General features: G+C 68.1%; 24 protein-coding genes. 19 read left to right on the forward strand and 5 right to left on the reverse strand.

What is annotated here, in order from left to right:
* Positions 1-50: 50 nt before the first annotated feature.
* Positions 51-1274, reverse strand: a complete 1224-nt coding sequence (locus ABGB08_RS46590) for an amidohydrolase family protein (RefSeq protein ID WP_347604345.1) — start codon at positions 1272-1274, stop codon at positions 51-53.
* A gap of 525 nt (positions 1275-1799) precedes the next feature.
* Here ABGB08_RS46590 and ABGB08_RS46595 point away from each other — a divergent pair.
* Positions 1800-2345 (forward strand): hypothetical protein, encoded by a 546-nt coding sequence (locus ABGB08_RS46595; RefSeq protein WP_347604347.1) that lies wholly within the window; start codon positions 1800-1802, stop codon positions 2343-2345.
* A gap of 11 nt (positions 2346-2356) precedes the next feature.
* Here ABGB08_RS46595 and ABGB08_RS46600 read toward each other — a convergent pair whose 3' ends face one another.
* Positions 2357-3043 carry an FCD domain-containing protein gene (locus tag ABGB08_RS46600; RefSeq protein WP_347604349.1) on the reverse strand — a complete coding sequence of 229 codons (687 nt, stop codon included), beginning with the start codon at positions 3041-3043 and terminating at the stop codon, positions 2357-2359.
* 107 nt (positions 3044-3150) lie between these two features.
* Here ABGB08_RS46600 and ABGB08_RS46605 point away from each other — a divergent pair, with 107 nt between their 5' ends.
* From ABGB08_RS46605 to ABGB08_RS46660, 12 genes are all read left to right on the forward strand, one after another.
* Positions 3151-4065, forward strand: a complete 915-nt coding sequence (locus ABGB08_RS46605) for a fumarylacetoacetate hydrolase family protein (RefSeq protein WP_246267987.1) — start codon at positions 3151-3153, stop codon at positions 4063-4065.
* A 26-nt stretch (positions 4066-4091) separates the two neighbouring features.
* Positions 4092-5033 (forward strand): VOC family protein, encoded by a 942-nt coding sequence (locus ABGB08_RS46610; RefSeq protein ID WP_347604351.1) that lies wholly within the window; start codon positions 4092-4094, stop codon positions 5031-5033.
* Positions 5030-7042, forward strand: coding sequence for an acetoacetate--CoA ligase (locus tag ABGB08_RS46615; RefSeq protein ID WP_347604353.1), 2013 nt, complete (start codon positions 5030-5032; stop codon positions 7040-7042). Before ABGB08_RS46610 ends, ABGB08_RS46615 begins: the two co-directional genes overlap by 4 nt.
* A gap of 78 nt (positions 7043-7120) precedes the next feature.
* Positions 7121-8203 carry an ABC transporter substrate-binding protein gene (locus ABGB08_RS46620; RefSeq protein WP_347604355.1) on the forward strand — a complete coding sequence of 361 codons (1083 nt, stop codon included), beginning with the start codon at positions 7121-7123 and terminating at the stop codon, positions 8201-8203.
* Entirely contained in the window at positions 8200-9084 is an 885-nt protein-coding gene (locus ABGB08_RS46625; protein ID WP_347604357.1) for an ATP-binding cassette domain-containing protein, read from the forward strand. The genes ABGB08_RS46620 and ABGB08_RS46625 overlap by 4 nt, the downstream gene beginning before the upstream one ends.
* Positions 9084-9974 (forward strand): ABC transporter permease subunit, encoded by an 891-nt coding sequence (locus tag ABGB08_RS46630; protein WP_347604359.1) that lies wholly within the window; start codon positions 9084-9086, stop codon positions 9972-9974. The genes ABGB08_RS46625 and ABGB08_RS46630 overlap by 1 nt, the downstream gene beginning before the upstream one ends.
* A 56-nt stretch (positions 9975-10030) precedes the next feature.
* On the forward strand, positions 10031-11023 hold the full coding sequence (locus ABGB08_RS46635; protein WP_347604361.1) for a VOC family protein: 993 nt from the start codon (positions 10031-10033) through the stop codon (positions 11021-11023).
* 34 nt (positions 11024-11057) lie between these two features.
* Positions 11058-12353: an MFS transporter gene (locus ABGB08_RS46640; RefSeq protein WP_347604363.1), complete on the forward strand. Its 1296-nt coding sequence runs from the start codon at positions 11058-11060 to the stop codon at positions 12351-12353.
* Complete coding sequence (locus ABGB08_RS46645; RefSeq protein ID WP_347604365.1) at positions 12350-13117, forward strand: SDR family NAD(P)-dependent oxidoreductase; 768 nt, start codon at positions 12350-12352, stop codon at positions 13115-13117. Before ABGB08_RS46640 ends, ABGB08_RS46645 begins: the two co-directional genes overlap by 4 nt.
* A 152-nt stretch (positions 13118-13269) precedes the next feature.
* A complete protein-coding gene (locus ABGB08_RS46650; protein ID WP_347604367.1) occupies positions 13270-14025 on the forward strand; it encodes an SDR family oxidoreductase in 756 nt (251 codons plus the stop codon).
* Positions 14026-14080: 55 nt separating this feature from the next.
* Complete coding sequence (locus ABGB08_RS46655; protein ID WP_347604369.1) at positions 14081-15046, forward strand: hypothetical protein; 966 nt, start codon at positions 14081-14083, stop codon at positions 15044-15046.
* A gap of 6 nt (positions 15047-15052) precedes the next feature.
* Positions 15053-15190: a hypothetical protein gene (locus ABGB08_RS46660; RefSeq protein WP_347604371.1), complete on the forward strand. Its 138-nt coding sequence runs from the start codon at positions 15053-15055 to the stop codon at positions 15188-15190.
* Here the strand turns inward: ABGB08_RS46660 and ABGB08_RS46665 are convergent.
* From ABGB08_RS46665 to ABGB08_RS46675, 3 genes are all read right to left on the reverse strand, one after another.
* Complete coding sequence (locus ABGB08_RS46665; RefSeq protein ID WP_347604374.1) at positions 15187-16410, reverse strand: acetyl-CoA C-acetyltransferase; 1224 nt, start codon at positions 16408-16410, stop codon at positions 15187-15189. The genes ABGB08_RS46660 and ABGB08_RS46665 overlap by 4 nt on opposite strands.
* A 30-nt stretch (positions 16411-16440) precedes the next feature.
* Positions 16441-17031 carry a nuclear transport factor 2 family protein gene (locus ABGB08_RS46670; RefSeq protein ID WP_347604377.1) on the reverse strand — a complete coding sequence of 197 codons (591 nt, stop codon included), beginning with the start codon at positions 17029-17031 and terminating at the stop codon, positions 16441-16443.
* Between the two features lie 82 nt (positions 17032-17113).
* Positions 17114-17710, reverse strand: coding sequence for a nuclear transport factor 2 family protein (locus ABGB08_RS46675; protein WP_347604380.1), 597 nt, complete (start codon positions 17708-17710; stop codon positions 17114-17116).
* A 468-nt stretch (positions 17711-18178) separates the two neighbouring features.
* Here ABGB08_RS46675 and ABGB08_RS46680 point away from each other — a divergent pair, with 468 nt between their 5' ends.
* The 6 genes from ABGB08_RS46680 to ABGB08_RS46705 all read left to right on the forward strand — a co-directional run bounded on the left by ABGB08_RS46680 (position 18179) and on the right by ABGB08_RS46705 (position 25618).
* Positions 18179-18592: a hypothetical protein gene (locus ABGB08_RS46680; protein ID WP_347604383.1), complete on the forward strand. Its 414-nt coding sequence runs from the start codon at positions 18179-18181 to the stop codon at positions 18590-18592.
* 173 nt (positions 18593-18765) lie between these two features.
* The gene (locus tag ABGB08_RS46685) at positions 18766-19686 is read left to right on the forward strand and encodes a glycosyltransferase (RefSeq protein ID WP_347604386.1); all 921 of its coding nucleotides are present in this window, start codon (positions 18766-18768) and stop codon (positions 19684-19686) included.
* Positions 19683-21551 carry an ABC transporter ATP-binding protein gene (locus ABGB08_RS46690; protein ID WP_347604389.1) on the forward strand — a complete coding sequence of 623 codons (1869 nt, stop codon included), beginning with the start codon at positions 19683-19685 and terminating at the stop codon, positions 21549-21551. Before ABGB08_RS46685 ends, ABGB08_RS46690 begins: the two co-directional genes overlap by 4 nt.
* Positions 21548-23326 (forward strand): ABC transporter ATP-binding protein, encoded by a 1779-nt coding sequence (locus ABGB08_RS46695; protein WP_347604391.1) that lies wholly within the window; start codon positions 21548-21550, stop codon positions 23324-23326. The genes ABGB08_RS46690 and ABGB08_RS46695 overlap by 4 nt, the downstream gene beginning before the upstream one ends.
* A gap of 29 nt (positions 23327-23355) precedes the next feature.
* The gene (locus ABGB08_RS46700) at positions 23356-24582 is read left to right on the forward strand and encodes a glycosyltransferase (RefSeq protein ID WP_347604394.1); all 1227 of its coding nucleotides are present in this window, start codon (positions 23356-23358) and stop codon (positions 24580-24582) included.
* A gap of 88 nt (positions 24583-24670) precedes the next feature.
* Complete coding sequence (locus ABGB08_RS46705) at positions 24671-25618, forward strand: alpha/beta hydrolase (RefSeq protein WP_347604397.1); 948 nt, start codon at positions 24671-24673, stop codon at positions 25616-25618.
* Positions 25619-25757: the final 139 nt, after the last annotated feature.

Below are 25757 nucleotides of genomic sequence, written 5' to 3' on the forward strand. Positions count from 1 at the left end.
GACATACACAGTGCTCCGGAAATATCCGGCGCGCATGAGTAACCCCGTACTCACTCGAAAGACGTGTGCGACCACGTGGTCGCGACCACCCGGCCGGAAACGATCACATGGCTGGGCGGGGTGTGCGCGGCCAGCGCCTGGCGTACGGTGCGGCCGGTCAGGATCACCAGGTCGGCGTCGTGGCCCGGCTCGATCCGGGGGACGGGACCGCCCAGCACCTGGGCCGCCGTGACGGTGATCATGTCGTAGAGCTCGTCCAGCCGGGCGTCGGTGCGGGCGTCCAGCAGGTGGGCGGCCAGGAAGGCGACCTCCAGCAGGTTGTGCCGGCCGAACGGGTAGTAGGCGTCCTCGATGTCGTCCTGTCCGAGCGCGACGGGGACGCCCGCCTCGCGCAGCGTGAAGACCGGCAGGTGGAGCGGGCCGGTGTGCGGATCGCTGACGAAGCCCAGTCCCGCCGCCCGGCACAGGCCGATCAGCCGCCGCAGGTAGGGCTCGGGGTAGAGGGCCATCGCGCGGGCGTGCTGGGCGCTGCCCTGGCCGATCATGCCGTGTGCTAGCAGCGCGCTCGCCAGCATCTCGGTGGTCCGCAGCGACGCGTCCCCCGCGTCGTCCACCAGCATGGCGACCCTGCGCCGATACCGGTGCGCCAGCTCGACCATCGTGCGCACGTGCTCCCGCGCGTCGTCGTCGGTCCACTCGATCCACGGAATCCCGCCGACCACGTCCGCGCCGAGCCGGACCGCCTCCTCGACGAGCTCCGCCGTCCCCGGCGAGCGCACCACCCCGTCCTGCGGGAACGCCACCACCCGCACGTCGACCCGGTCGCGGAACTCGGCCTTCAGGTCGAGCAGGGCGCGCACTCCGGTCAGCTCCGCCACCGGGTCCACGTCGGCGAAGGCCTGCACGCGCCGCACGCCGTGCCGTACCGACTCCACCAGCGCGGCCCTGGCCCGGCCGGTGACCGCCTCCACCGACTGGCCCGCCTTGACCGCCGCGGCCTGCTCGATCGCCCCCATCGCCGCGCCCATCGAGCCGCCGGTGTACGCCTCCAGCGCCGACGACCCCGCCACGTCGAGCGTGTGCACCTTGCACAGATGCAGATGCCCGTCGGCGAACGACTCGGTGACCAGGTTCCCGCCCGCGTCGATGACCGTCCCCGCCGCCGGGGCGTCCCGGCCCTCCGGCTGTACGGCCGCCAGCCTGCCCCCTTCGGCGGCGATCATCCAACGGCCGGGCCGTCCGCGCAGGGCGGCGTCACGTATGAGCAGATCCACGGCTCCGACGCTACGACCTGCCCGTGGGCCACAGCAGAGCGAGAGTTGCCAACGGTGCCCCTGGGAACAGCAATCCCGTCACGAATGAACCATTCAATAGCTCATCAGAACCCTTATTGAATGATTCACGTCAATTCCCTTCAGGGAGTTTCTGTCATAGTTGAAATATACATTTATCCGTCGTGGGTCATATATGCATCACGCCAGGTCAACGTAGGTTTCCGAATGTAATTCGAGTCGGGAAAGTTTTCCCTCCCGCGCGGGCGATCGACGCCAACTTATGGTTTTCGCGGGCATTGACAGCGATTGACACGGAGGCCGACGATGCCATCTCGCGTCCCCCACGCAACCGCGTGGACGGTGTTCGACCCAGCGGACCACCCTTCTCCGCGGGCGGATCAACCCGAGCCTTCTCCCCAGGCGGCTGAGCCGGGGACTTCCGGCTCAGCGGACGGAGGCCCTGCCGGAGATTCGGCCATCATTGACGGGGCTTCCGGGCTGCGCGCGCTCCTCAGCCCTCGATTCGTGCTCGGGATCGTGCGCGACTTCTACTCCCGCCGGATGGCCTGGGCCGCCCTCCTCATCTCGGCCCTCTTCCTCGCGTACGGCGGCGGCGCGGTGATGTTCTGGTACCACGCCATCTACCTCGGCGAAGGCGGCCCCGCCATCAGCCACTGGCAACACTGGCTCCTCGACTCCTCGGCCGGCTTCATCGGCCTCCTCCCCGCCATCGCCCTCATCCTCCCCCTCGCCGGATGGATCTCAGCCCACGCCAAAGACGACCAACTCCGCCAGACCCTCTACGTCATCGCGGGCGGCGCCGCCTTCGCCCTGGTCACCGCCCCCGGCCCGTTCCTGCACGACGCCCTCGTCGGCCGCGGCACCTGGGTCGCCACCCAGGTCACCACCTGGTGGGGCGACGGCCGCGCTCCCCTACCTCGGGCCGAACCGGTCAGCGTCGTGGCCGAAGTCGCCCGCCAGGTCGCCCTCGGCCTCCCGCTCTACATCCTCGTCATGGCCATCGCCTTGATCGTGGTCCGCGCCGTCGTACGGGCCCGGCACACCGGCTGACGCTCGGTGAGTCAGGGCGAGGAAAGTTCGGCGGTGCGGCCAGAGATCAGCAACTCAGTCGTGAGCCGGATGTGAGCTTCCGTCAGTTCCACGGCGCGGTCCGCGTCCCGGCCGATCGCCGCCGCCATGATCTCGCGGTGCTCGCTGGCCACATCGCGGTGCGTGCGGGTGTGCTCGGGCCGCGACCAGCACCGATATACCTCGGAGATCGAGCGAAGCCGAACCGCGATCTCGATGAGGTACGCGTTCTTGCAGCCCGAAAGGATGGCGGCGTGGAACGCCTCGTGGGCGGTCAGCCATTCCTCGGTGATCCCTTCGCTGAACATGGAGTCGCCGATGCGGGCCAGCGCGTGGTGTTTGGCGACCACGTCGGCTTCCCACGCGATGTCGCCGACGGCGATCGCCTGCCGCGTGACCAGCGTCTCGATGGCGACGCGGGCATCGGTGAGCTGGACGAGGCGCTCGATCGAGACGTCGACGACCCGGAATCCGAACTGCGCCTCTGACTCGGCCAGTCCCTGCTCGACGAGTCGCGTCAGCACCTCGCGCAGCACGCCCGCGCTCACCGCATACCGCTCGCCGAGATCGGCGAATCCGAGCCTGGAGCCTGGAGCCAGCCGGCCGTTGAGGATGTCGACTCGGATCTGGCCGAGGATCACGTCCGAGCGGGTGGGGTTTGAGGATCGGGCACGCGGCATGACGACATCTTAACGAAGTTCCGAAGGTTGTGCGAACCTCACCGGGTGCAGAGCCAAAACGACAAATCTTCGAAATAATCTTGACACCTCGAATATCAGGTGGTTGTGTGAGCGCTGCCACAGTCTCGGTCGTCGCGGTGACGACCTCGTTCCAGGAGGTCAAACGAGTGCGCATTGCAACGCGATCTGGAAGGACGGTTCTCGTCTCAGCCGACACTGCGTCGATCGTCGACGTCGCCCGGGCCAGCGGAGGCCGCTTCGGGCCTGAACCGCGCGGCGTATACGACGCGTGGGATGAATTCGTCGACTGGGCGACCGGCTCCTCGATCGACTTCGCCGCCGACGGTGTGCCGGTCGTGCTCGAGGAGCTCGGTCCTCCTTCGACCGATCCACGGCAAGTCTTCGCGATCGGGCTCAACTACCGTGACCACGCCGATGAGGCGGGCTTGGAGCATCCTGACTCGCCCCCGGCGTTCACCAAGTGGGTGGGCAGCTTCGCCGGACCTGTGGGCCGGCTCGAGCTGCCCGCGGCGACGGTCGATTGGGAGGCTGAACTCGTTGTAGTGATCGGGCGCCGGGCCGAGCGGGTGACGGCGGCCGACGCGTGGTCGTACGTGGCGGGCCTGACCGTCGGACAGGACTACTCCGAGCGCGCGCTTCAACTGTCGGGGCCGGCCCCGCAGTTCTCGCTCGGCAAGTCCTTCCCGGGATTCGCCCCCCAGGGTCCCTGGCTGGTGACTCCGGACGAGGTCGCCGATCCGGACAACCTGACGATCGAGTGCCGGATCAATGGCGAGACCATGCAGAAGAGCTCGACCAGCCGCCTGATCTTTCCTGTTCCGACGCTGGTAGAGCGCTTGTCGTCGGTCGTGCCGTTGATGCCGGGTGACGTCATCTTCACCGGTACGCCGGCCGGTGTCGGCGGTGCCCGCACACCCGCCGTCTTCCTCCAAGCCGGCGACGTGGTGGAGACGACCATCGAGGGCATCGGCAGCCTGCGTCAGACGTGCGTCGCCCCCTAGCTTCCCGAACCACAAAAGGATCTCTCATGCCGCTGCACCGGCTCACTAGGATCACGATGGGCGTGCCGGACGTCCGGAGTACCGCTGCGTACTACGGGGACTTCGGCCTGACGCGGGTCACCGCGACCGGCGGTACGCCGGACGTCGAACGGTTCAGCACCGTCGACGGCGGCGAGCAACTGGCCATTACCCACGCTCCCCGCCGCAGGTTGCTCGACCTCGGAGTAGGAGTCGACGACTCGGACGACCTCGACCGCGTGGCGCGGGCGATGGCGCGGTTGGAGGTCGAGACCGTGCGCTCCGCGACAGCGGTGGAGGCAGTCGACCCCGGTACCCACATACGGGTGCGGGTGGAGATCGCCCCACGCGTGGAGTCCAGGCCGACCCCCGCTCCGGCCTACAACGCGCCGGGCGTGATCGCCCGCGAGAACGCGCGCGCCGATGCCGTCACACGCGGGACCAGAGTCAGGCCGCGCAAGCTGGGGCACGTCGTTCTCGGGTCGGCCGACCAGGAGGCCACGCAGCGATTCTTCACCGAGGGCGTCGGCTTCAAAGTAAGCGACACCGTCAAGGACCTCGCCGCGTTCATGCGTTGCTCGACCGACCACCACAACCTCCTGGTGCAGCGTGCGCCCGTCACCTTCCTGCACCACACGTCATGGCAGGTCGACGATGTCGACGAGGTCGGACGTGGCGCCGCGGAGATGCTCGAGGCGGACCCGGAACGACACGTGTGGGGACTCGGCCGGCACGCCATCGGCTCGAACTTCTTCTGGTACCTCAAGGACCCGGCCGGGAACTTCTCCGAGTACTACGCCGACATCGACTGCATCGTCGACGACGCCCTGTGGACGCCGGGCGTGTGGGAGGGCGCCCGGTCGCTGTATCAGTGGGGTCCGCCGCCACCGCCGTCGTTCCTTGCGCCCGAGGACCTTGCTGGTCTCATGACCGGATCGCACTCGTCATGACGGCGGCCTCCGACCGACCAGGGGTCGCAGGGCCCGACGCTCCGATCGGAGCCGGCTCCGCCATGGGCCGGTTCGCCGCTCGCGTCGCACGTCGGCACGGCGTGGACGTGTCGGACTACGGACTGCTGCACGCCTGGTCAGTCGCCCATCCCGGGACGTTCTGGGGCGAGGTGTGGGACTTCTTCGAGGTGATCTCGTCCCGGCCGTACGACACCGTCCTGGCGGAGCCCCGCATGCCCGGGGCGCGCTGGTTCACCGGCGCACGCCTGAACTATGTCGACCAGGTGCTGCGGCACGCCGGCCACCTTGACACGCCGGCCGTAGTAGTAGTCGCCGAGGACGGCACGCGCCGCGAGGTCCGCTGGGACGAGCTCGGTGCACGTGTCGCCGCCTTCGCCGCGACGCTGCGGGATGCGGGTGTCGAGCCCGGCGACCGTGTGGTCGGCTATCTGCCGAACGCCGACGAGGCGATCGTCGCCTTCCTCGGGACGGCCGCGGTCGGGGCGGTGTGGGCGTGCTGCGCACCTGACTACGGGGCATCGGCCGCGAGCGACCGGCTCGCACAGCTCGAGCCCACCGTGCTGGTCGGCGCGACCGCATACTCGTTCGGCGGCGTGCTCCGCGACCGCCGGGACGTCCTCACCGAGCTGGTCGACCGGCTCGACCCCCGCCTCGTCGTGACGGTCACGCGCGGCGGCCTGGATGTCGAGCCCGCGGACCAGCCTGCCGGTACCCGGTTCGTCACCTGGTCCGACGCCGTGGCGACGGCCGGCATCGGCGCCTTTCGCACCGAGCAGGTAGCGCCCGACCATCCGTTGTGGGTGTTGTTCTCGTCAGGCACGACGGGCATCCCCAAGGGCATCGTGCACGGCCATGCCGGTGTCGTCGTCACGCACTTGCTGATGCTCGGCCTGCACCAGGACCTGTCCGCGGGCAGCACCCTGTTCTGGTACACGACGACCAATTGGATGCTGTGGAACGTCGTCGTCTCGGCCCTCCTGGCCGGTGTCACGACCGTCGCGTACGAGGGAAGTCCGCTCTTCCCCACGGCGGGCCGGCTGTGGGAGATCGCCGAGCAGGAGCGTGCCACGCAGCTGGGCACGAGTCCGGGATTGCTGCGGGCAGCCGCCGCCGCCGGCGTGCGGCCCGGCGACGACCACAACCTCGCACACCTCACCCAGATCATGGTGACCGGCGCCCCCGTGGCCGAGTCGCTGTACGACTGGGTCGCCGACGCCGTGTCGCCGGACGTCCCGTTGATCTCGACCAGCGGCGGTACCGACGTGGTCAGCTCGTTCGTGGGCGGTGCGCCGGGTCTGCCGGTTCACCGCGGCGAGATTCCGGGTCCGCTCCTCGGCGTCGCGGTAGCGGCATTCGACGACGCCGGTCGTCCCGTGCGCGACACGGTCGGCGAGCTCGTCGTCACCGTCCCCATGCCGTCCATGCCGCTGGGCTTCTGGCGTGACGTGAACGGGGAGCGCTACCGCGAGGCGTACTTCGAGACCTTTCCCGGCGTATGGCGGCACGGCGACTGGGCGACCCACACCGGCCGTGGCACGTTCGTCGTCCACGGTCGTTCGGACTCCACGCTCAACCGCAACGGGGTGCGGATCGGGTCGGCCGATCTCTACCAGGTGGTCGAAGGAGCGGCCGGCGTCGCGGAGGCGCTCGTGCTGGGTGTCGAACGCCCGGACGGGAGTTACCGGATGCCGATGTTCCTCGTGCCGCAGGACGGCCGTGCCCTCGACGCCGAGGCCATCGAGCTGATCAGGCACAAGCTGCGTACCGAGGGCTCGCCGCGCCACGTTCCCGATGAATTCCACGTGGTGCCTGCCGTTCCGCACACCAAGACCGGCAAGAAGCTGGAGGTGCCGCTCAAGCGAATCCTGCAGGGCGCCGACCCCAGCGAGGTGCTGAGCGCCGGCGCCATTGATCGCCCGGAGCTCGTCTCGTTCTATGTCGATCTCGCCCGTCGGTGGGCCGACGAGGAGTCGAGCGCCAACCGGTGATTCGCGCAGTCGGGGGACGAAAACGATCCAAAGAGATTTAGCACGATGTCCCACAGGGACAGCAGAGGAGCTGAAGACATGATTCAGCGAGATGTTGAAATCAGTCCCGCGTCGGCGGCCACGGGGCCGAGGCGCAAGGGCGTGACCGCTCGGCTCGCCGCGCTGGCCGTCATCTCCGTCCTGGCGGCGGGCTGTGGAGCAGGCGAAGGCACCGACCGCGCGGCTTCATCGGAGGACGGGTCGCTGGTGGTTGGCGTGCGGAACGCGACCGTCCCCCAAGCATCCCTGTACTGGGCCGCAGCGAAAGGGTACTTCAAGGACGCGGGACTCGACCTCTCCATCAAGGCCGGTGAGGCGGCCCACAGCGCTCAGCTCGTCGCTGGTCAGGTGGACCTGTCAATGGGCGCACAAGGTGCGCTGTTCGGCGTCATCAACTCCGGCAAGCGCGTCACCGCCATCTATGGTTCGGATTCGGGCATCTCCGGGTGGGTCGTGACATCGAGCGACTCGGTCAAGACGCCCACCGACTGCAAGTCGGTCACCACAGCGACTCCTGGCACGGTGCTGTACGCGTGGACCAGACAGCTGGAGAAGGTCTACGACGTCGAATGGAAGATCACGCAACTCACCACGGTCCCGGCCATCGCGGCGAACGTCATAGGCGGGCGTACGGACTGCGCGACCGGAAACGTGTCCTTCTACCAGAGCGGCATCGACAGCGGCAAGCTGCGCGTCATCCTCGACCCCACGGACAAATCCAGTCTTCCGCCCGGGTGGCCCGCCCTTGGCGTGGAGGACGTCTTCGGTGGAATTCCGGAGAGGCTGAAAGCGAAGAAGCCGGCCGTGGAGCGTTTCCTGAGGGCGTACGACACGGCGCTGTCCGACTACTTGGCGGCTGACTCGAAGGACATCGCTCGAACGCTGATCTCCTACGACCCCCAGTGGGCAGCGGTGGGCTCGGTGGACGTGTTGGCCGAGGCCGTGGAGAAGTTCAAGCCGCTGCTCAGCCCGGACAAGGGCTACATCTCCGAGGACGTCTGGTCTAGAACCCTGGCCTTCTACGAGACGGGCGGCTTGGACTTCCTCGCCAGCGATTCGAGCAGGTTTGACTACGCCAGCGCGGTCGACATGTCGTACTACAAAGCGGCGATTGGAGAATGATGACGCATCTGTCGGAGTTCTCGACTCGCCCGCGGTCGGACCGTGAAACCGGGCGCGCCGCCGGCGCCTCCATCGAGTTTCGCAACGTGGGGTACCGCTACCCGAGTGGACTGCACGCGATCGACGGTCTCGACCTCAGCATCGCCGGCGGGCAGAGCATCGGCATCGTCGGTCCGAGCGGGTGCGGGAAGAGCACGGTGCTGAGCCTCATCGCGGGTCTTCGAGAAGCGCAGGCCGGCGACGTCCTCGTACGCCCGGATGAATCGGGCCGGCATCTCCTCAGCATGGTCTTCCAGAAGGACACCGTGCTGCCGTGGCTGACCGTGGAACAGAACGTCAAGTTGCACTACAGCTTCAAGAAGGGGTCAGAGCGTCGCCGAGGGCTGTCGCGACGAGCGATCGATCAACGGATCCGCGAGCTCATCGCGATGGTGCATCTGGAGGGGTTCGAGAAGGCCTACCCGTACCAGCTCTCCGGCGGGATGCGCAGGCGGGTGGCAGTCCTCACCAGCGTCGCCGCGTTTCCGCAGATCCTGCTGCTCGACGAGCCCTTCTCGGCGATCGATGAGCCGAGCCGGGTGGCCATCCATCAGGACGTGTTCGACATCGTCAGGGAGCTGGGCATCACCACCGTCCTGGTGACGCACGATCTCGCCGAGGCCGCGAGCATGTGCGACCAGGTGTACATCATGGGACCCCGGCCCACCTTCGTCTTCAGCAAGCACGAGATTCCCTTCGGACCGGAGCGCGACATGATGACGCTCCGCGAGAGCGCCGACTTCCTTGATCTCTACAGCCGGCTCTGGCGGGATCTCCACCTGCAGATCGACGCGTCACACGAGAGTGAGTCGACTCGGGACGACGCCGAGGGGAGCCACTGATGGCGACCAACACGTTCTCCGAGGCGGCTGCGAGCCCCAAGGAATTCCCGGTCGCGAACCAGAGCGCCACGGGCACCGGACGCATCCGAACGAACAGCCGGCCACGAGTGGTCGTCACCGCGACACAGGCACTGGTCGCGGTCGTCGTCCTGCTCGCGTGGGAGTTCATTCCCCAGATCGGCAGCCTGTCGCAGTGGAAGCTCCTCGACCCGTACTTCATCAGTTCGCCGTCTCGCGTCGGCGCGACCTTGATGAACCTGCTGTTGGGGCGCGAGGGCGTACCCGCGGTCTGGGGGTACCTGTGGCCGACCTTTCTCGCCTCGATCATCGGCCTCGTGATCGCGATGATCGTCGGAGGCCTGATGGGCCTGCTGCTGGGCAGCTTCGAGTTCGCGGGGGCGGTGTTCCGCCCGTTCGTGGTCGCTCTGAACGCGGTGCCGCGGATCGCGTTGATCCCCATCGTGGTCGTGCTCTTCGGCAGCGGACTCCAGAGCTCCGTCGTGATCGCCTTCATGGTGGTCTTCTTCGTGGCTCTCTTCAACGCCTATGAGGGCGCCAGAACCGTCGAGGCGCATGTGCGGCACAATGTCCGCCTGCTCGGTGCCTCCGGGTGGGATCTCATGTGGCGAGTTCGATTCCCCTACGCGCTGGCCTGGACGCTCTCCAGCCTTCCCGTCGCCGTCAGTTTCGCGATCGTCTCGGTGGTCACCGGCGAGATCCTCACCGGCGTGTCGGGGATGGGTCTGCTGATCACAGCCGCCACGAACGCGGCCGACACCAGCATGACGTTTGCCGTGATCATCGTCCTGTCGGTCTGTGCCTTGCTGATGCTCTGGATCGCGGACGCGTTCAAGCGCCGGGTGCTGCATTGGTGGATTCAGTCGGAGTGACGGCGAGTCTTCGCGTCGGCACGTACTCGATTCGACTGGATCCAGGGAGTTCCGAAGTGGCCAATCTTGCTCAGGTCGCGCTGTGCACCGCTGATCTGCCTCGTACTATCCGGACGTTCGTGGACGTGCTCGGCTTCTTCAATGCGGGAGGGCGACCGCGCTGGGGCGAGTACGCCTCGCGCGTCCACGAACTCCCGACCGGAGACGACACACACGTCATGATGTGGTGGCTCGTCGGGCGGCAGGAGTTCGTGCAGATCGAGCTGTTTCACCACACGAGCCCCGCCCAACGACCGAGGCGTCCGGGCTGGCGACCCTCCGATCTCGGCTGGGTCCGCTTCGGAGTCACCGTTCCTGACTTCGACCTCACGATGCGGCGGTTGCCCGGTGCGGGTCTTACCACGATGACCAGTCCGGTAGAGGTCGACGGACGTCGTCGCGTGTGCGTTCGAGAGCCTGGCGCGGACGCCATCGTCGAGATCATGGAGGAGACGGTTGGGTCCCACGCTCCGGCGCTTGCGTATGTGGCGGCGTCCGTATCCGATCTTGAGGGTGCGCGGCGATACTTCGGCGAGGTCTTCGGCTTCCCCGAGATTCAGTCAGACGCTATCCACAGACCCGAGCACGAGGCCATGTGGGGGCTCGACGGCGCGCGACGGGCATGTGCCGTCTTCCGTGCCGGCGACGTGCTGCTCGAGGTGATGCACTATGAGACGCCACGACCGAAGGCGCCGGCGGCGGATGCGCTGCTGAGTGACCAGGGCATCATGAATGTCGCTATCGGGCACCGGGATCGTGCGGAGATGCTCGATGCTCTCGCGGCCGCTGAGTCCCTTGGCGCTACCGCCACCACTGACCCGCCGCCTGTGTCGGGTGCGACCTACCTGCGGATCTCTGACCGGCTCTCCGTCGAGCTGCTCCTCGTGCCTCCGGATCTCGACGGGGCGTACGGCTTCAGTCCACAGGACTTGGCGCCCCCGGGAAGCGCTTTCGCCCCCGAGGTGGCCGCCGACTTGATGGCACGTGCCAGCGACCGAGACCGTGAGTAGGAAATGGTCGTTGCCGGTAGCTCCAGTCGTCCTCGTGGCAGTCTTCCTCACACCCCTGAGCGTGGCCGGCACCGCGATCGCACTACCGGCGATCGCTCAGGACCTCGGCTCCGATCAGCTCGGTCTCCAGTGGGCGGTGAACGGGTTCAACTTCGCGTTCGCGGTCTTCACGATTGCCGCAGGAGTGTTCGCCGACCGGTTCGGATACCGGCTCACCTTCGTGATCGGCCTGGTAGTCGTTCTCGCGTCGTCGACCGTCAGCGGGTTGGCGCCGACGTTGCTGGTCCTCGACGTTGGCCGCTTCCTCGGTGGGGTGGGAAGTGCGGGGATCATCGCTGGAGGATCGGCCGCGATGTCGCACGCCTACCCGAGCGGCCCAGCCCGGGCGCGGACGTTCGCGTTGTTCGGCACGACCGTGGGGATCGGACTGGCCCTCGGCCCCAGCATCATGGGAGGTCTCGTGGCGAGCGTCGGATGGCGTGGCGTCTACGCGGTCCTCGGCTTGGCGGCACTGGTCGTCCTTGTCGTGAGTGCGGCCCTTCCGCGCGCCCACCCGCAGCGCGAGCCGCGTCAGACGGCCATGGACTTCGCGCTGCTGCGCAATCGCCGATTCCTCGCCTTCTGCTTGGTTCCGCTGGCGCCGGCGGTGGGCTACGTCACTATCCTCACCTACTTGCCGGTGGCGACGGCGGCGATGTTCGGTATGACCGCGGCGGACGCGGGGACTTTCATGCTCCCGATGACGATCCCGGTGTTCGTCGGTCCCCTGCTCGCCGCCCACCTGGTGCGTCGCGTGCGGTGGATCCGCCCCGAGACGATCATCTACGCCTCGCTCGCAGCCCTGATCATCGGAGACCTCGGCCTGCTGCTGCTGTCCCCAGGTGTCGCGCTCGCCTGGCTGATCATGCCGCTGGCTCTCGTCGGCTTCGGCTACGGATTCCCCATGGGGTTGATCGACGGTGAAGCGATCTCCTCCGTTCCCGTTCGCAGCAGTGGCACCGCCGTCGGCGTGCTCAACTTCCTCCGTACGGGCTCGGCGGCCATCGCCGTCGGCGGGTACGGGATGGTGATGGCCGCGCTCATCAGCTACTCACTCCCCCCGGCCACGGCTGCCCGGGTCGCCGCGGGCGGGGTCGGGCACGCTGACGTCTACGCCGCGGCGTTCCGCACGACCCTGATCGCGATGGCCCTCGTCGTGGCCGTGCTCTGCCTCATCATCGTCTGGCTCCATCGCACGGCGGCCGCCGGCCGACGAGCGAGAAGTTCATGTCTCAGATGCACAGCAAAGTCGCTCTCGTCACCGGCATCCACGGAGGAGAAGACGTTGTGAACGCGACCAACGCGAAGGTGTTCATCGTCACCGGTGGGCTCGGCGGGATCGGCAGCTCGACCGCGCGCTTGCTCGCCGAGTCCGGGGCGCATGTCGTCCTGACGGATGTGGTCGAAACGGGCGGCGCCGCCTTCGCCGCGGAGCTCTCCGCTGACGGGCCCGAGGCGTTCTTCGTCCAAGCCGACCTCACCGAGGAGGACGAGGTGCGCGCGCTCGTCGAAAGCACGGTCGAGCGTTTCGGGCGGCTGGACGGCGCGTTCAACAACGCGGGAGTGTCACAGAACGAGAAACCGCTCGTCGATCTGACCACTGACGATTTCATCCGGGTGATGCGCGTCAACGTGCTCGGGACGTTCCATTGCCTGAAGCATCAGATGCGGGCGATGGCAAGCGGCGGGTCCATCGTGAACACCTCCTCCGGGCTCGGTGTGATGGCGTTGCCGAACAGAGCGGAGTACATCGCCTCGAAGCATGCCGTGTGCGGATTGACACGTGCCGCCGCGGTCGAGGGCGGGCCCCTGGGCATTCGGGTGAATGCGATCCTCCCGGGCTCGATACGCACGCCGATGGCCGAGGCCGTCTTCGGGTCGACGGAGTCCGCGGCGTATGTCGAGCGGGCGGCCAGCCTCCATCTGCTGGGCCGGCCAGGCGAATCGGTGGAGATCGGCCATGCGGCGCGATGGCTGCTGTCCGACGAGGCGTCCTTCGTCACGGGTGCGCTGATTCCCGTCGAGGGCGGCCTGACGGCGGGGCGGAGGTTGTGAACGGGATTCGGCTGCCGGTTCCCCTTCGCGTGTGAACAGCTGAGGCACTTGGAAGAAGACCCGGCGATCGGCCGGACGAGAACTGAGCAAAGGAGCTTGGTGAGATGGACGAACAGTTATTGGAAGGCGATCATGAACCTAGGACGCACGCGATGAGCGCGCCGCCCTCCAGCGACGCCGGACGCATCGTCGCCGTCACTGGGGCCGCCTCCGGCATCGGGCTGGCCACCGCATCGGCGTTCGCCGCGGCCGGGATGACCGTCGTCGGGCTCGACCTGCGCGAAGGCCCTCCAACTGAGGGGATCAGCTGGATTCCGTGCGACGTCGCCGACGACGCCTCCGTGAGTGCGGCGTTCGCCGCTCTCGGCGACGCGCACGGGAAGCTCGACGTCGTCGTCAACAACGCCGGGATCGGGGCGCGAGGGTCGGTCGAGACGGCGACCGAAGACGACTGGCTCCAGGTCTTCGGCGTCAACGTGTTCGGCGTCGCGCGAGTCAGCCGGCACTCGATTCCACTCCTGCGGGCGGGGCACTCGGCCACGATCGTCAATGTGGCGTCCATCGCCGCCGTCGCCGGGACCCCGCTACGCGCGGTGTACAGCGCGTCCAAAGGCGCGGTCGCCGCGCTCACCCGGGCGATGGCCGCCGATCTCGTGGCCGAGGGCATTCGGGTCAACGCGGTCTACCCCGGGGCGGTGCACACCTCCGTCACCGGTCGTTACGACGCGGATCCGGATGCCGCGCGGCAGCTCCTGACCGCCCGGATGCCGTTGGGGCATCTCATCGGCGTCGACGAGATCGCGCGGGCGATCGTGTACCTCGCCGACCCCGCCAACCGCTCGCTGACCGGCGCCGAGTTCCGCTACGACGGCGGGATCACCGAGCTGGTCAACTTCGGCACGGCATGACGGGCCCCGCATCGTCGCGCTCGTTCTCTGAATTCTGAATTAGGAAGGCTGGAACATGGCAGGTCTCATCCAGGTCGCCGTGTGCACGGCGAACATGCCGCGCACGATTCGCACGCTGGTCGAGGTGTTCGGCTTCTCGAGCGCGGGCGGTAGGCCCCGGTGGGGCGAGTTCGCCGCCCGCCTGCAGGAGCTGCCCAGTGGCGATGACACCTCGGTCATGCTGTGGTGGATGCTCGGACGTCAGGAGTTCGTGCACATCGAGCTGTTCCACCACATCAACCCCCCGCAGCGACCCCGGCCGGCGGGGTGGCGGCCCTCGGACCTCGGCTGGGTGCGCTATGGCATCACCGTCTCCGACTTCGACGCGGTGCTGGAGCGGCTGAGCGCGGCGGGGGAGTCGACGCTCACCGACCCCGTGATCGTCGATGGGGCGCGGCGGGTCTGCTTCCGAGAATCCGGGTCGGACGTCATCGTCGAGATCATCGAGGAGACCGAGGAGACAGCCGTTCCTGGCGTGCGGCCCGGCCCGGCCGTGTCCTATGCCGCGGTGTCGGTGTCGGACTTGGAGGTCGCGCGTCGCCAGATCCGAGAGGTCTTCGGGTTCGCCGAGATCGCGTCCGACGCCCTGCACCGTCCCGAGCACGAGGCATTGTGGGGACTCGAGGGTGCTCGGCGAACCTGCGCGGTGTTCCAGGCCGGCGACGTGCTCCTCGAGGTGATGGAGTACGAAATCCCCGAGCCGAAGGCCCCGCACCCCGACGCGCCCTTGAGCGACCAGGGCTTCATGAACGTCGCCATGGGGTACCGGGACCGCGACGAACTCCTGCGTGCGCGCGAAGCGTCCGAGCGTCTCGCCATCCGTTCGACCGCTGGGATGCCGGCGGTCTCCGGCGGCTTCTATCTGCGTCTCGTGGACAACCTCTCCGTCGAGATGCTGCTGGTGCCCGAACAGTTCGCCAGCTCGTACGGCTTCGAACCGCAGGAGCTCGCGCCGCCGGGAAGCCCATACGTACGGACATAGGCCACGGTGTCGGGCGCCCTCGTCGTCCTCACGGCGGTCTTTCTCATGCCGCTCGGAGCCGCCGCGTCGGCGATCGCCCTGGCCGCGATCGCCGACGATCTGGGGACCGGCCCCGTCGGGCTGCAAAGAGCCCTGCGGAACTAGGCGAGCCTCTCGATCACCATCGCCATGCCCATTCCACCGCCGACGCACATCGATTCGACACCGAACTGCTTGTCGCGCTGAACGAGGGCGTTGATGAGGCTGCTCGTGATGCGGGCGCCGGTCATTCCGAACGGATGTCCGATCGCGATCGCCCCACCGTTGACATTGAGCCGGTCGAGGTCGATGCCGAGCTTGTGAGCCGAACCAAGGCACTGCACGGCGAAGGCCTCGTTGATCTCGAAGAGGTCGATATCGGCGAGGGACATTCCGGCGGCATCCAGTGCGGCAGGGATGGCGGTCACGGGGCCGAGACCCATGATCTCGGGCGAGATGCCCGTGACGGAGGTGGCGACAATTCTGGCCAGCGGGGTGATGCCCAGGTCCTTGGCCTTGGTAGCGCTCATCACGACGACCGCGGCCGCGCCGTCGTTGAGGGGGCAGGCGTTGCCGGCGGTAACGGTGCCGCCCGCGCGGAAAACCGGTTCGAGCCGGCTCACCGCCTCGAGCGTGACGCCCGGGCGAGGCGAGTCGTCCGTCGCGACCACCGTGCCATCGGGCCGGACGACCGGGGTGATGTCACTCGCCCAGAATCCGTCGGCGATCGCCTTCTCGGCGAGGTTCTGGCTGCGTACGGCGAACTCGTCCTGCTCGCGACGACTCATCCCCAGCACTTGCTGGACGTTCTCAGCCGTCTGACCCATCGAGAGGTACACGTCCGGAAGCTCACCCCGCGCTCGGGGATCGATCCAGGGCTCAGGATGCGCGGCGCGGCGCGTGGTGCGAGCGAGGGAGTCCGCGAACCGCGGGTTCAGGAGGTCCTGGCCTTCGATCGCGTCGCTCGTGCCCTTGCCGAATCCGCTCACGACCTCGACGCCGGCGGAGATGTAGACGTCCCCTTCTCCGGCCTTGATCGCGTGGAATGCCATTCTCGTCGTCTGCAGCGACGACGAGCAGTAGCGCGTGATCGTGGTGCCGGGGAGGTGATCGTAGCCGAGCAGGACCGCCACATTCCGGCCCATGTTCCACCCCTGCTCGCCGCCCGGCATCCCGCAGCCGAGCATGAGGTCGTCGATGTCCGCTGCGTCGAGCTCGGGTACCTTGTCCAGGGCGGCACGGACCATTTGCACGGTCAGATCGTCGGCGCGCATGCCGGCGAGGGTCCCCTTGAAGGCGCGGCCGATGGGCGAGCGCGCTGTCGAGACGATCACTGCTTCGGGCACAGGGATTCCTTTCTGGTGAAGCGATGGTGATCAGGACTCGTTCAGCCAGCGACGCTCGCGCTCGTAGAACGCGGCGACCTCATCGGGACGATCGTCGCCGAGCAGATCATCGAGAACGGCGTAGCCGCGCGAGGCCAAGAACCAGGCAAGCAGACGGTAGGGCTTGCGGAACGGCGCAAGCTCAGCGGCATCGACGTGCACGGACTCGCCGGGGGTCGTCACCACAAGGTGGTCGCGCTCGTAGACGGTGTCGAGTCTGAGGAGTCGCCAGTCACTGTCGCGCCGGAGCGCGCGGTACTGAATGCGGAGGGACGACATCAGAACGACGTCGACGTCGTTGATGGTGATCGGAGCTTCGATCACTGTCGGCAACTCGGCGATGGCGCGGTCTCCGACGACGTGGACGACCAAGGGGGACAGGCGATGCGTCGACACGCTGCCGTTCGCGTTCATCGCCTCGGACAGGTCGACGTTCTCGTAGGCGCTCCCCTCGAACCAGCTGAGGTGCACGGTGGCGTCCGGCCAGTACTGGGCGCGCATCTGATCCCACCACCTGCGGTCGCGCCCCTGGCGCTCGTGCAGCACCAGTTGAGTCACGGTCTCGATGTCACTAGTCGCCATGTCGCGAATGTAACAGACATTCTCGGGAAGGGGTGAAAATTACGAAAATAGCGCTCACTCTCCGAGGGCCGGGGTGGGTCCGTCAGCGGCGGAGAGTCTCGCCAGCTAGCCAGCGTCGGCCATCCGCGTAGAGTTCCTGCACCTCTCGGCCGCGAAGACCTGGAACGTCCGTGTGAACGCTCATTCCCGCATTGCGCTGGCAGTAGAGCAGATGCCGACAGCCGGGCGGAAGCGTTGCCAGCACTGCTCGATCCATCGCCGGAATCTGACCGGGCGTCACGGGGTCCACTCGGTCCTTCTCGTAGATCGGTTCGCGAAGCACGATTCGCCAGTCGCCGCTTCGCCGCTCGAAGAAGTCGTAGAACCGACCCACGCAGGTGACGTCAACCTCGACGTTCTCCAACATGAGGCGCTGGGAGATAGACATCTTCGTCTGCGCGATCGCGCGATGGTCCGACACCTCGATCAATGAACCACCGAGGAAGTGGTGCACCAGCACTCCCGCCTCAAAGCCCGCGCGAGCCGCAGCGACGAAATCGTCGGCAGAGCCCCTGAACCAGGTCGTCTTCATCCGACCGTCGTGATGCCACGTTAGACGGAGGTCGTCCCACGCCCCCGCGTCGCGCCAGATCGCCCAGGCTTCGATGACGGACCGGATACTGCGGTCGGGGCTGTCCACGGGTACTCCTTCAGGATTCGATTGCCGCGCGGCGCGGGCGGTGCGAGCTTCGGGTGCGGACCAGCGGATCGTGGCCCACCTGGGGACGCCACAGGAAGTGGTGCCGCCAACGCCGGTTCGAACATGCTCCATGATTATGCAGTAAAGCGCACAACTTCGAAATATCGTTGACACCTCGAATGTGACATGGTTGTGTGATCGGCACCCCTGCACCCCGGGACGACCCGCGGCTGGAACTTCCACTTCGTCGCTTGCTCCGGGCGACCACGCGGGACATGACGGTGCCCGAATACGCCTATACGGGCGGGCCCTACCCGTGGCCGGACTTCCGGGAGTCCGCTGAGGGCCGCTTCCGGGAGTGCGCGCGATTGGCGGCTGGCTATCTCGACGAGAACACCACGCTGGGCAACTACGTCGCTGGTAGGCGGGCCGCGGTTAACATCGGAGCACCGACGGAAGGGCACGCGGGTGGTCGACGAACGGGATGTCCGGTGGGTCAGGGTGGCCCTCTGGGTGGCTCTCGGGATCTTCGTGCTGGTGTTCGCGCTGCCGATAGCCGGCTTCTTCGTCGCCGAATGGCGGTTCACCGTGGCGGCCGAGGAGGCTGCCGAGCGCTACGCCGTGCTGTTCGCCGAGCGCGCCGTGCAACGCTGGGAAAGTGCGGCCGACCCGGTGGCGGAGGCGGACGAAGGGCTCGCGGAGGTCCGGGTGCGCGCGACCGCGCCCGGATCGCCCGTTGTCACGGTGGAGGCCGTGGCGGACAGGGGATCGTTCCTCGGGTCCGGCGGAGTCGTCGTGCGCTGCTTCTCCGTCGCCTTCGCCGCACCCCCGCAGGGTGGCCGGGTCATCCACGCCGTCGAACCCCTCGGCGCGTGTGATTGACGTCGGTCAGGCGTCGCGGGCCGGGACAGTGAGTGATCAGCGTGCCGGGAGGCGAAGGACTCCTGACCTGCAGGGATGACCTCAGCATTTAGGAAGATGCGGCTCAGGAGAGGCCACCGGAAGACTGACAGTCCGGGCGTTTTAGGCGCATTTCTCGACGGACTGGAGCGGCAATGGTGGGGTCGTTGAAGTGCAGTGTGGTCATTCCTACCTACAACCGGGTGGGGCTGCTTCGGCACACGCTCGAGTCGATGGTCGGGCAGAGTCTGCCGAAGGACCAGTTCGAGGTGCTGGTGGTGGATGACGGGTCCACGGACTCGACGGCCGACATGGTGGACACCTTCCGCGGGCGGCTCAACCTCCGGTACTTCTGGCAGGAGGACGAGGGGTACCGGGCGGCGCAGGCGCGGAATGTGGGGATCGCGGCGGCGGGCGGGGATGTCACCGTGCTCATCGACTCGGGGGTGCTGGCCCATTCCGACTGCCTGCGGGCGCACCTGGCGAGCCACGAGAAGGCCGACGGGCCGGTCGCGGTCGTGGGCTACGTGTACTGCTTCAACCTCGACAACGAGGACGCGAAGCAGATCAACGAGATCATCGACTTCGAGCGGCCGGATCGTACGATCGCCGATCTCCAGCGCAAGAAGGTCTGGCTGGACGTGCGGGAGATCTTCTACGGCCTGTACGGCGACGACTTCGGCCACCTCCCCGCCCCCTGGCTGAACTACTGGACCTGCAACGTCTCGGCGGGAACCGAGCAGCTGCGCAGGATCGGGATGTTCGACGAGGCGTTCCGGAAGTGGGGCGGCGAGGACATCGACCTCGGCTACCGGCTGCACCGGGACGGGGCCTACTTCGTGCTGAACCGGGAGGCGGCCGCCATCCACTGCCCGCACGAGAAGAGCTTCGACGGCAACAACGAGCAGGCGGCGAGCAACTACGAATACATGGCGGCCAAGTACGCCACCCCCATCACCGCGCTCCTGCCGCACATCGGCGAGCTGAACTACTGGGAGCTGAACAACATCATCATGGCGCGCGACCTGCCGAGGTGCGCCGAGTATGTCGCGGCGAGCGGACGGGAGTCGTCATGAGCGCCAACCCCTATGTGATGTCGGCCGGCGACCTGGTCGCCTCGCGCTGGCGCATCGCCACGCTGGTGCCGAAGGCCGGGACCGGCCTGGTCGCGCTGCTGGTGGTCGTCAACCTGGTGCTCGGCCTGCTGCCCGTGGTGTTCGTGATCGCCACCAGCGTGGTGCTGGGGCGGGTGCCCGCGGCCGTGCAGGGCGGCCTGGATTCGGCCGCGTGGGACTCGCTGGTCGCGGTGTTCGTGGTGGCCGCGGTGGCGTTCGTGGCGCAGCAGATCATCGCACCGCTGCAGGCCTCGCTGGGCGAGCTGGCGGCGCGCAGGATCGATGGGCAGATGGTCGAGCGCCTGATGGCGGCGTCGTTGCGGACGCCGGGGATTGGGCCGCTGGAGGATCAGGGCGCGCTCGAGGACCTGCGGGTGGCCGCGCGGGAGCTGGAATTCGGCGTGCAGAGCCCGGGGCAGGCCTGCTCGGGTCTGGTCGCGTTGATCGCGCGCTACACCCAGCTCGCCGGGTACGCGGTCGTGGTCGGGGTGGCGTTCTCCTGGCTCGCCGCCGCCGGGCTGGTCGTCGCGGTCCTGCTCTTCCGGTACGGCCAGCGCGGCGGCCTGCGCAAATACGCCCGAGTGCGGTTCGCCCTCACCTCGGCCGAGCGTAAGGGCGACTACCTCCGCACGCTGGCCATCCAGCCGCTGGCGGGCAAGGAGATCCGGGTGTTCGGCCTGGCCGGGTGGATGCGGGACACGCTGCGGACCGCGTACTTCGCCTGGCTGCGGCCGATGTGGGCGGAGCGGCGGCGGGTCTACCTGTGGCCGTTCGTCTGGTTCGGGGCGTGGGCGCTGGTGGCCACGGCCGCGGTCTTCGGTCTGGTCGGGTTCACCGACACGCTCACGCTGACGACGTTCATCCTGGTCATGCAGGCTTCGCTCGGGTCGCTGCGGCTGGCGGAGTACTACCCGGAGTCGGACCTGCAGACCGCCATCGGCATGGAGGCGTACGACGCGGTGCAGCGGTTCGCCGACCGCATCGACGAGCCGGTCGAGGAGGAGCGAACGGCCGTCGTCGTGCCTGAGCCCGTGCACACCATTCAGTTCGATCGGGTGACCTTCCGGTATCCGGGGCAGCGGCGCGCGGTCTTCGAGGACCTGGACCTGACCATTCCGGTCGGCCGGTGCACGGCGATCGTCGGGTTGAACGGCGCGGGGAAGACCACGCTGGTCAAGCTGCTGGCCCGGCTGTACGAGCCCACCTCGGGCGCGGTCCGGCTGGACGGCGTCGACATCTCGACGTACCCGATCGAGGCCTGGCGCGCCAAGCTTGGCGTGATATTTCAGGAATTCGCCAGGTACGAGGCGCCGGCGGCGGACAACATCGGGTTCGGCGCGGTGGCGTACATGGATGATCGGGCTGGGATCCGGGCCGCCGCCGAAGGGGTGGGCCTCACCGCCACGCTGGAGCGGCTGCCGCTCGGCATCGACACGCCGCTGGCCCGGCACCTGACCGACGGCGCCGACCTGTCCGGCGGCCAGTGGCAGCGGGTCGCGCTCGCGCGGGCGCTGTTCGCCCTCCGCCACGGCTCCTCGATCGTGGTCCTGGACGAGCCCACGGCCAGCCTCGACGTCCGCGCCGAGGCCCGGTTCTTCGACGACTTCGCGGGCCTCACCCAGGGCGCGACCACGCTGCTCATCTCGCACCGTTTCTCCACCGTGCGGCAGGCCGACTTCATCGTCGTCCTGGAACACGGCCGGATCATCGAGCAGGGCAGCCACGAGGAGCTGCTGGCGCTGGACGGCCGGTACGCCACCCTGTTCCACCTCCAAGCCGACCGCTTCACCGACGAGACCGACATCGACGAGGAGGTGCCGGTGTGAAGGACCTCCTCGCCGGCTCCTGGAAGATGATCAGCACCGCGTGGCGGATGGACCGGCGCAAGACCGCGATCTCGGTGGTGCTGATGGTGGCCGGCGCGGCGGCGGCCCCCGGTCTCGCCGCCGGTCTCGCCTGGATGACCAACGCCATCGTGGCCCACGACCCGGGCCAGGCGGCCCTGGCGGGCATCGTCGTCGCGGTGCTCGCCGTGATGGTGCTGACCTTCGGCCACTTCGCCCACCTGGCCTACTTCGAGCTCTCCGAGCTGGCCGAACTCGACTTCGACGAGCAGCTCATCGCGCTGTCCAACGGCTCGGCGGGCATCGAGCACCACGAGCGGGCCGAGCACGCGGACGCGCTGACCGTGTTGCAGCAGGAGAGCCGCCAGTTCCGGGTCGGCCTGGAGGCGCTGCTCAACAGCATCGGCCTGGGCCTGGCGGTGGCGCTGACCGGCGTGCTGCTGGCCCTGGTCAACCCGTGGCTGCTGCTGTTGCCGCTGGCCGCGATCCCGCCGCTGCTCACCGGCCGGGCCGCGGAACGGGTCAGGGACACCGCGCGGACCGCCACCGCCGAGTCCACCCGGGTGGCGCTGAACCTGTTCCACCTGTCCACGTCGGCCAGGCTCGCCGGTGAGCTGCGCGTCTTCGGCCTCGCCAAGGAGCTGCGCGGGCGGCACACCCGGCTGTGGGCGGACGCCACCCGCGGCCTGTGGCGGGCGCATCTGGCCGCCACCTGGATCCGGGCCGCCGGGCAGGTGATCTTCGCGCTGGCCTACGTGGGCGCGGTCCTGCTGGTGGTGCGGGACGCGATCGCCGGGCGGCGCGGCGTCGGCGAGGTGGTGCTGGTCATCGCGCTCGCGGCGCAGGTGAACCAGCAGGTCACGACCGCTGTCACGCTGCTGCAGGACCTGCAGCGCATGTCCAGCGCGTACCGGCGGCTGGCCGGGATCAGGGACGTGGTCGCGGTCGCGGCGCACGGCGACGAGAGCCCGCCGGACCGGTTGCGGGACGGGATCCGGCTGGACGACGTCGGCTTCACCTATCCGGGCACCGACGCGAAGGTGCTCAGCGACGTCAACCTGCACATCCCGGCCGGAGCCACGGCCGCCATCGTGGGTGAGAACGGCGCGGGCAAGACCACGCTGGTCAAGCTGCTGTGCGGGTTCTACCGGCCGACCCGGGGTCAGGTGCTCATCGACGGGGTGGACATGCGGCGCATCCCCATCGACGCCTGGCGCGAGCGCATCGCCGCCGGTTTCCAGGACTTCGTCCGGTACGAGTTCCTCGCCGGCGAGACGGTCGGCGTCGGCGACCTGCCCAGGCTGGACGACGAGCCGGAGATCAGGGCCGCGCTGGACCGGGCGCAGGGCTCCGACGTGCTCGAGCATCTGGACGACGGCCTGCAGACCCAGCTGGGCAAGTCCTTCGCCGACGGCGTCGAGCTGTCCGGCGGGCAGTGGCAGAAGCTGGCGCTGGGCCGGGCGCTGATGCGGTCCTCGCCGTTGCTGCTGGTGCTGGACGAACCCACCTCGGCGCTGGATCCGCAGGCCGAGCACGCGCTCTTCGAGCGTTACGCGGAGCAGGCCAGGCGGGTCGGCGAGGCGACCGGCGCGATCACGCTGTTCGTGTCGCACCGCTTTTCCACGGTCCGGATGGCCGACCTGATCATCGTCGTGCAGGACGGCCGGGTCGTCGAGGTCGGCGACCACAGCACGCTGGCCGCCAGCGGCGGCCTCTACTCGGAGCTCTTCGCGCTTCAGGCAAAAGCGTACAGCTGACACCAGCTACGACGTATTAGGGAGAACTCATGAAGATTTCCGTGATTATTCCCACCTACAATCGCGCCGAAATGCTGCGCGATACCCTCAATCACCTCGTCCGGCAGGACATTTCCGCCGACGATTTCGAGGTCATCGTCTCCGACGACGGCTCCAACGATCACACCAAGGACGTGGTCGACTCCTTCGCCGGGCAGCTGCACATGAAATACCACTTCATGGAGTATCTGGGGTTCCGGGCCGGGCACGCCCGCAACGCGGGGGCCAGGATGGCGTCCGCGCCGCTGTTCGTCTTCCTCGACACCGGCGGCATGGTCGGCCCCGGCTTCCTCCGCGCCCACCTGGCCGAGCACGCCCGTCCCGGCGGCCCGCGGGCCATCGTCGGGTATGCCTACGGCTACAACCCCGACTACGGCCACGACCAGGTGGACGCCATCGCCGAGGCGATGTCCCGGATGCCGCCCGAGCAGGTGGTCGAGCATTTCACCGGCCAGTCGTGGTTCCTGGACGTCAGGCACGGACTGTACGAGAAATATGACTTCGACCTGAGCCGCATGGCCATCCCGTGGCTGCTCTTCTTCACCATCAACGTCTCCGTCCCGGCCAAGGAGTTCCACGAGGTCGGCGGTTTCGACGAGGGCTTCGACCGCTGGGGCTGCGAGGACATGCATCTCGGCTTCAGGCTGTTCAAGAGCGGCGTGCCGCTGGTCCTGTCCAGGACGGCCTGGGCGCTGGAGTATCCGCACGAGCGGAACCGGGCCAACGACATGCAGGACGTCGCGATCAACCTGCGCTACTTCCTGCGCGGCTGGGAGGAGCCCCAGGTCGAGTTGCTCGCCCTGCTCATCCCGCGGCTGCTCTTCGGGACCATCGACGACGAGTGCCGTGCCGTGCTCGACTGGGCGGCGAGTGTCCGCGACCTGGACGTGTCCGCCGAGATCGACGCGGCCGTGCAGGAGATCGCGCCGACCGGCCGGATCGTCGTCATCGGTGCGGGCGGCCGGGTGCCGCCGTCGCTGCCCCCGGCCACCCTGTTCGACATCGACCGCGATCTGCTTCAGCGGGCGACCGCGGGCGGCGGCCACACCGGGCACCACCGGATCGGGCTGCTCACCGGTCTTGAGGACCAGTCCGTGGACACGGTCGTCATCACCTCCCGCATGGCCGGGCTCTGGGATCGGTGGAGCGAGGACCTGCTGGCCGAGGCGGGACGGGTGGGGCGCAAGATCCACGTCACATTCAGTGCGCATTCTTAGAGATGCGCGGTCGCTCCCCGCATTCGAGTATCAATTCATCGGTAAAACGAGGAGGGACCGTGGAGACAAAGAATTCAGGGGGCCGGTCATGAAGCGGCTCACATTATTCGCGGTAATCGCGGCGCTGGTGACCCTGTTCACCTCCGCCGCCGGGCCGGCCAACGCCGGCGGCGACCTCAGGCACGGCAAGGTCACCGTGGACGGCGGCAGCATCCACTACGTCCGGGCCGGGAACGGCCCGCCGCTGGTGCTGCTGCACGGCTGGCTCGGCACCTGGTACACCTGGAACAAGGTCATCCCCGAGCTGGCCCGCGACCACACCGTGCTCGCCTTCGACCTGCCCGGCATCGGCGAGTCCAGCGTGTACGCCGGCGGCTACGACAAGGTCACCACCGCCCACCGGATCCGCGAGGCGGTCCGCAAGATCGGCTTCCGCGGCCAGGTCGAGCTCCTCGCCCACGACGTCGGCGGCCAGGTCGCCTACCCCTACGCCCGGGACTTCCCCGGCGAGGTCACCAGGCTCGCGGTCATCGAGGCCCTGCTGCCCGGCTTCGGCCAGGAGGACTTCTACCCCTTCAGCTGGCACTTCCAGTTCAACATGTCACCCATCGCGGAAGCGGTCTGGGACACCGGCGACACCAAGCCGATCCTCGACCACTTCTTCGACGGCGCGCGGCACCCCGAGAACATCGCCCGCGAGGTCTTCTACAAGGCCTACTCCGACCCCGGCGACCGGCACGCCGGCTTCGAGTACTACCGCTCCCTGGCCGCCGACGCCGCCGACAACCAGGCCAACGCCGAAGCCAAGCGCCTGCAGATGCCAGTGCTCGCGATAGGCGGCCAACAGGCCCTGGGCGGGATAATCGCAGGCTCCTTCCGCCGAGTCGCCGACGACGTCCGCGAAGTAATCGCCCCCGAATCCGGCCACTTCACCCCCGAAGAAAACCCCCAGTTCACCGCCGCCTGCGCGAAGCTCTTCTTCGCCAACACCCCACAGCCGACTCCTCCGGCGGACCTCACCGGATGCGCCCCTTGACCCAGGTGGATGTTCCCACCCACCCAGCCCTTTGTTTTCCCTCGGGCTCCGCCCGACCCCGCCAGCGCCCTGGTCCACAACACGAAACGACAACCATGGGCGGGGGGACAAGGGCATCTGAGTCCCGCGTAGCCAGGGA

Origin of the sequence: Acrocarpospora sp. B8E8 (genome assembly GCF_039871605.1) — a bacterium.
Taxonomy (GTDB): Bacteria; Actinomycetota; Actinomycetes; order Streptosporangiales; family Streptosporangiaceae; genus Acrocarpospora; species Acrocarpospora macrocephala.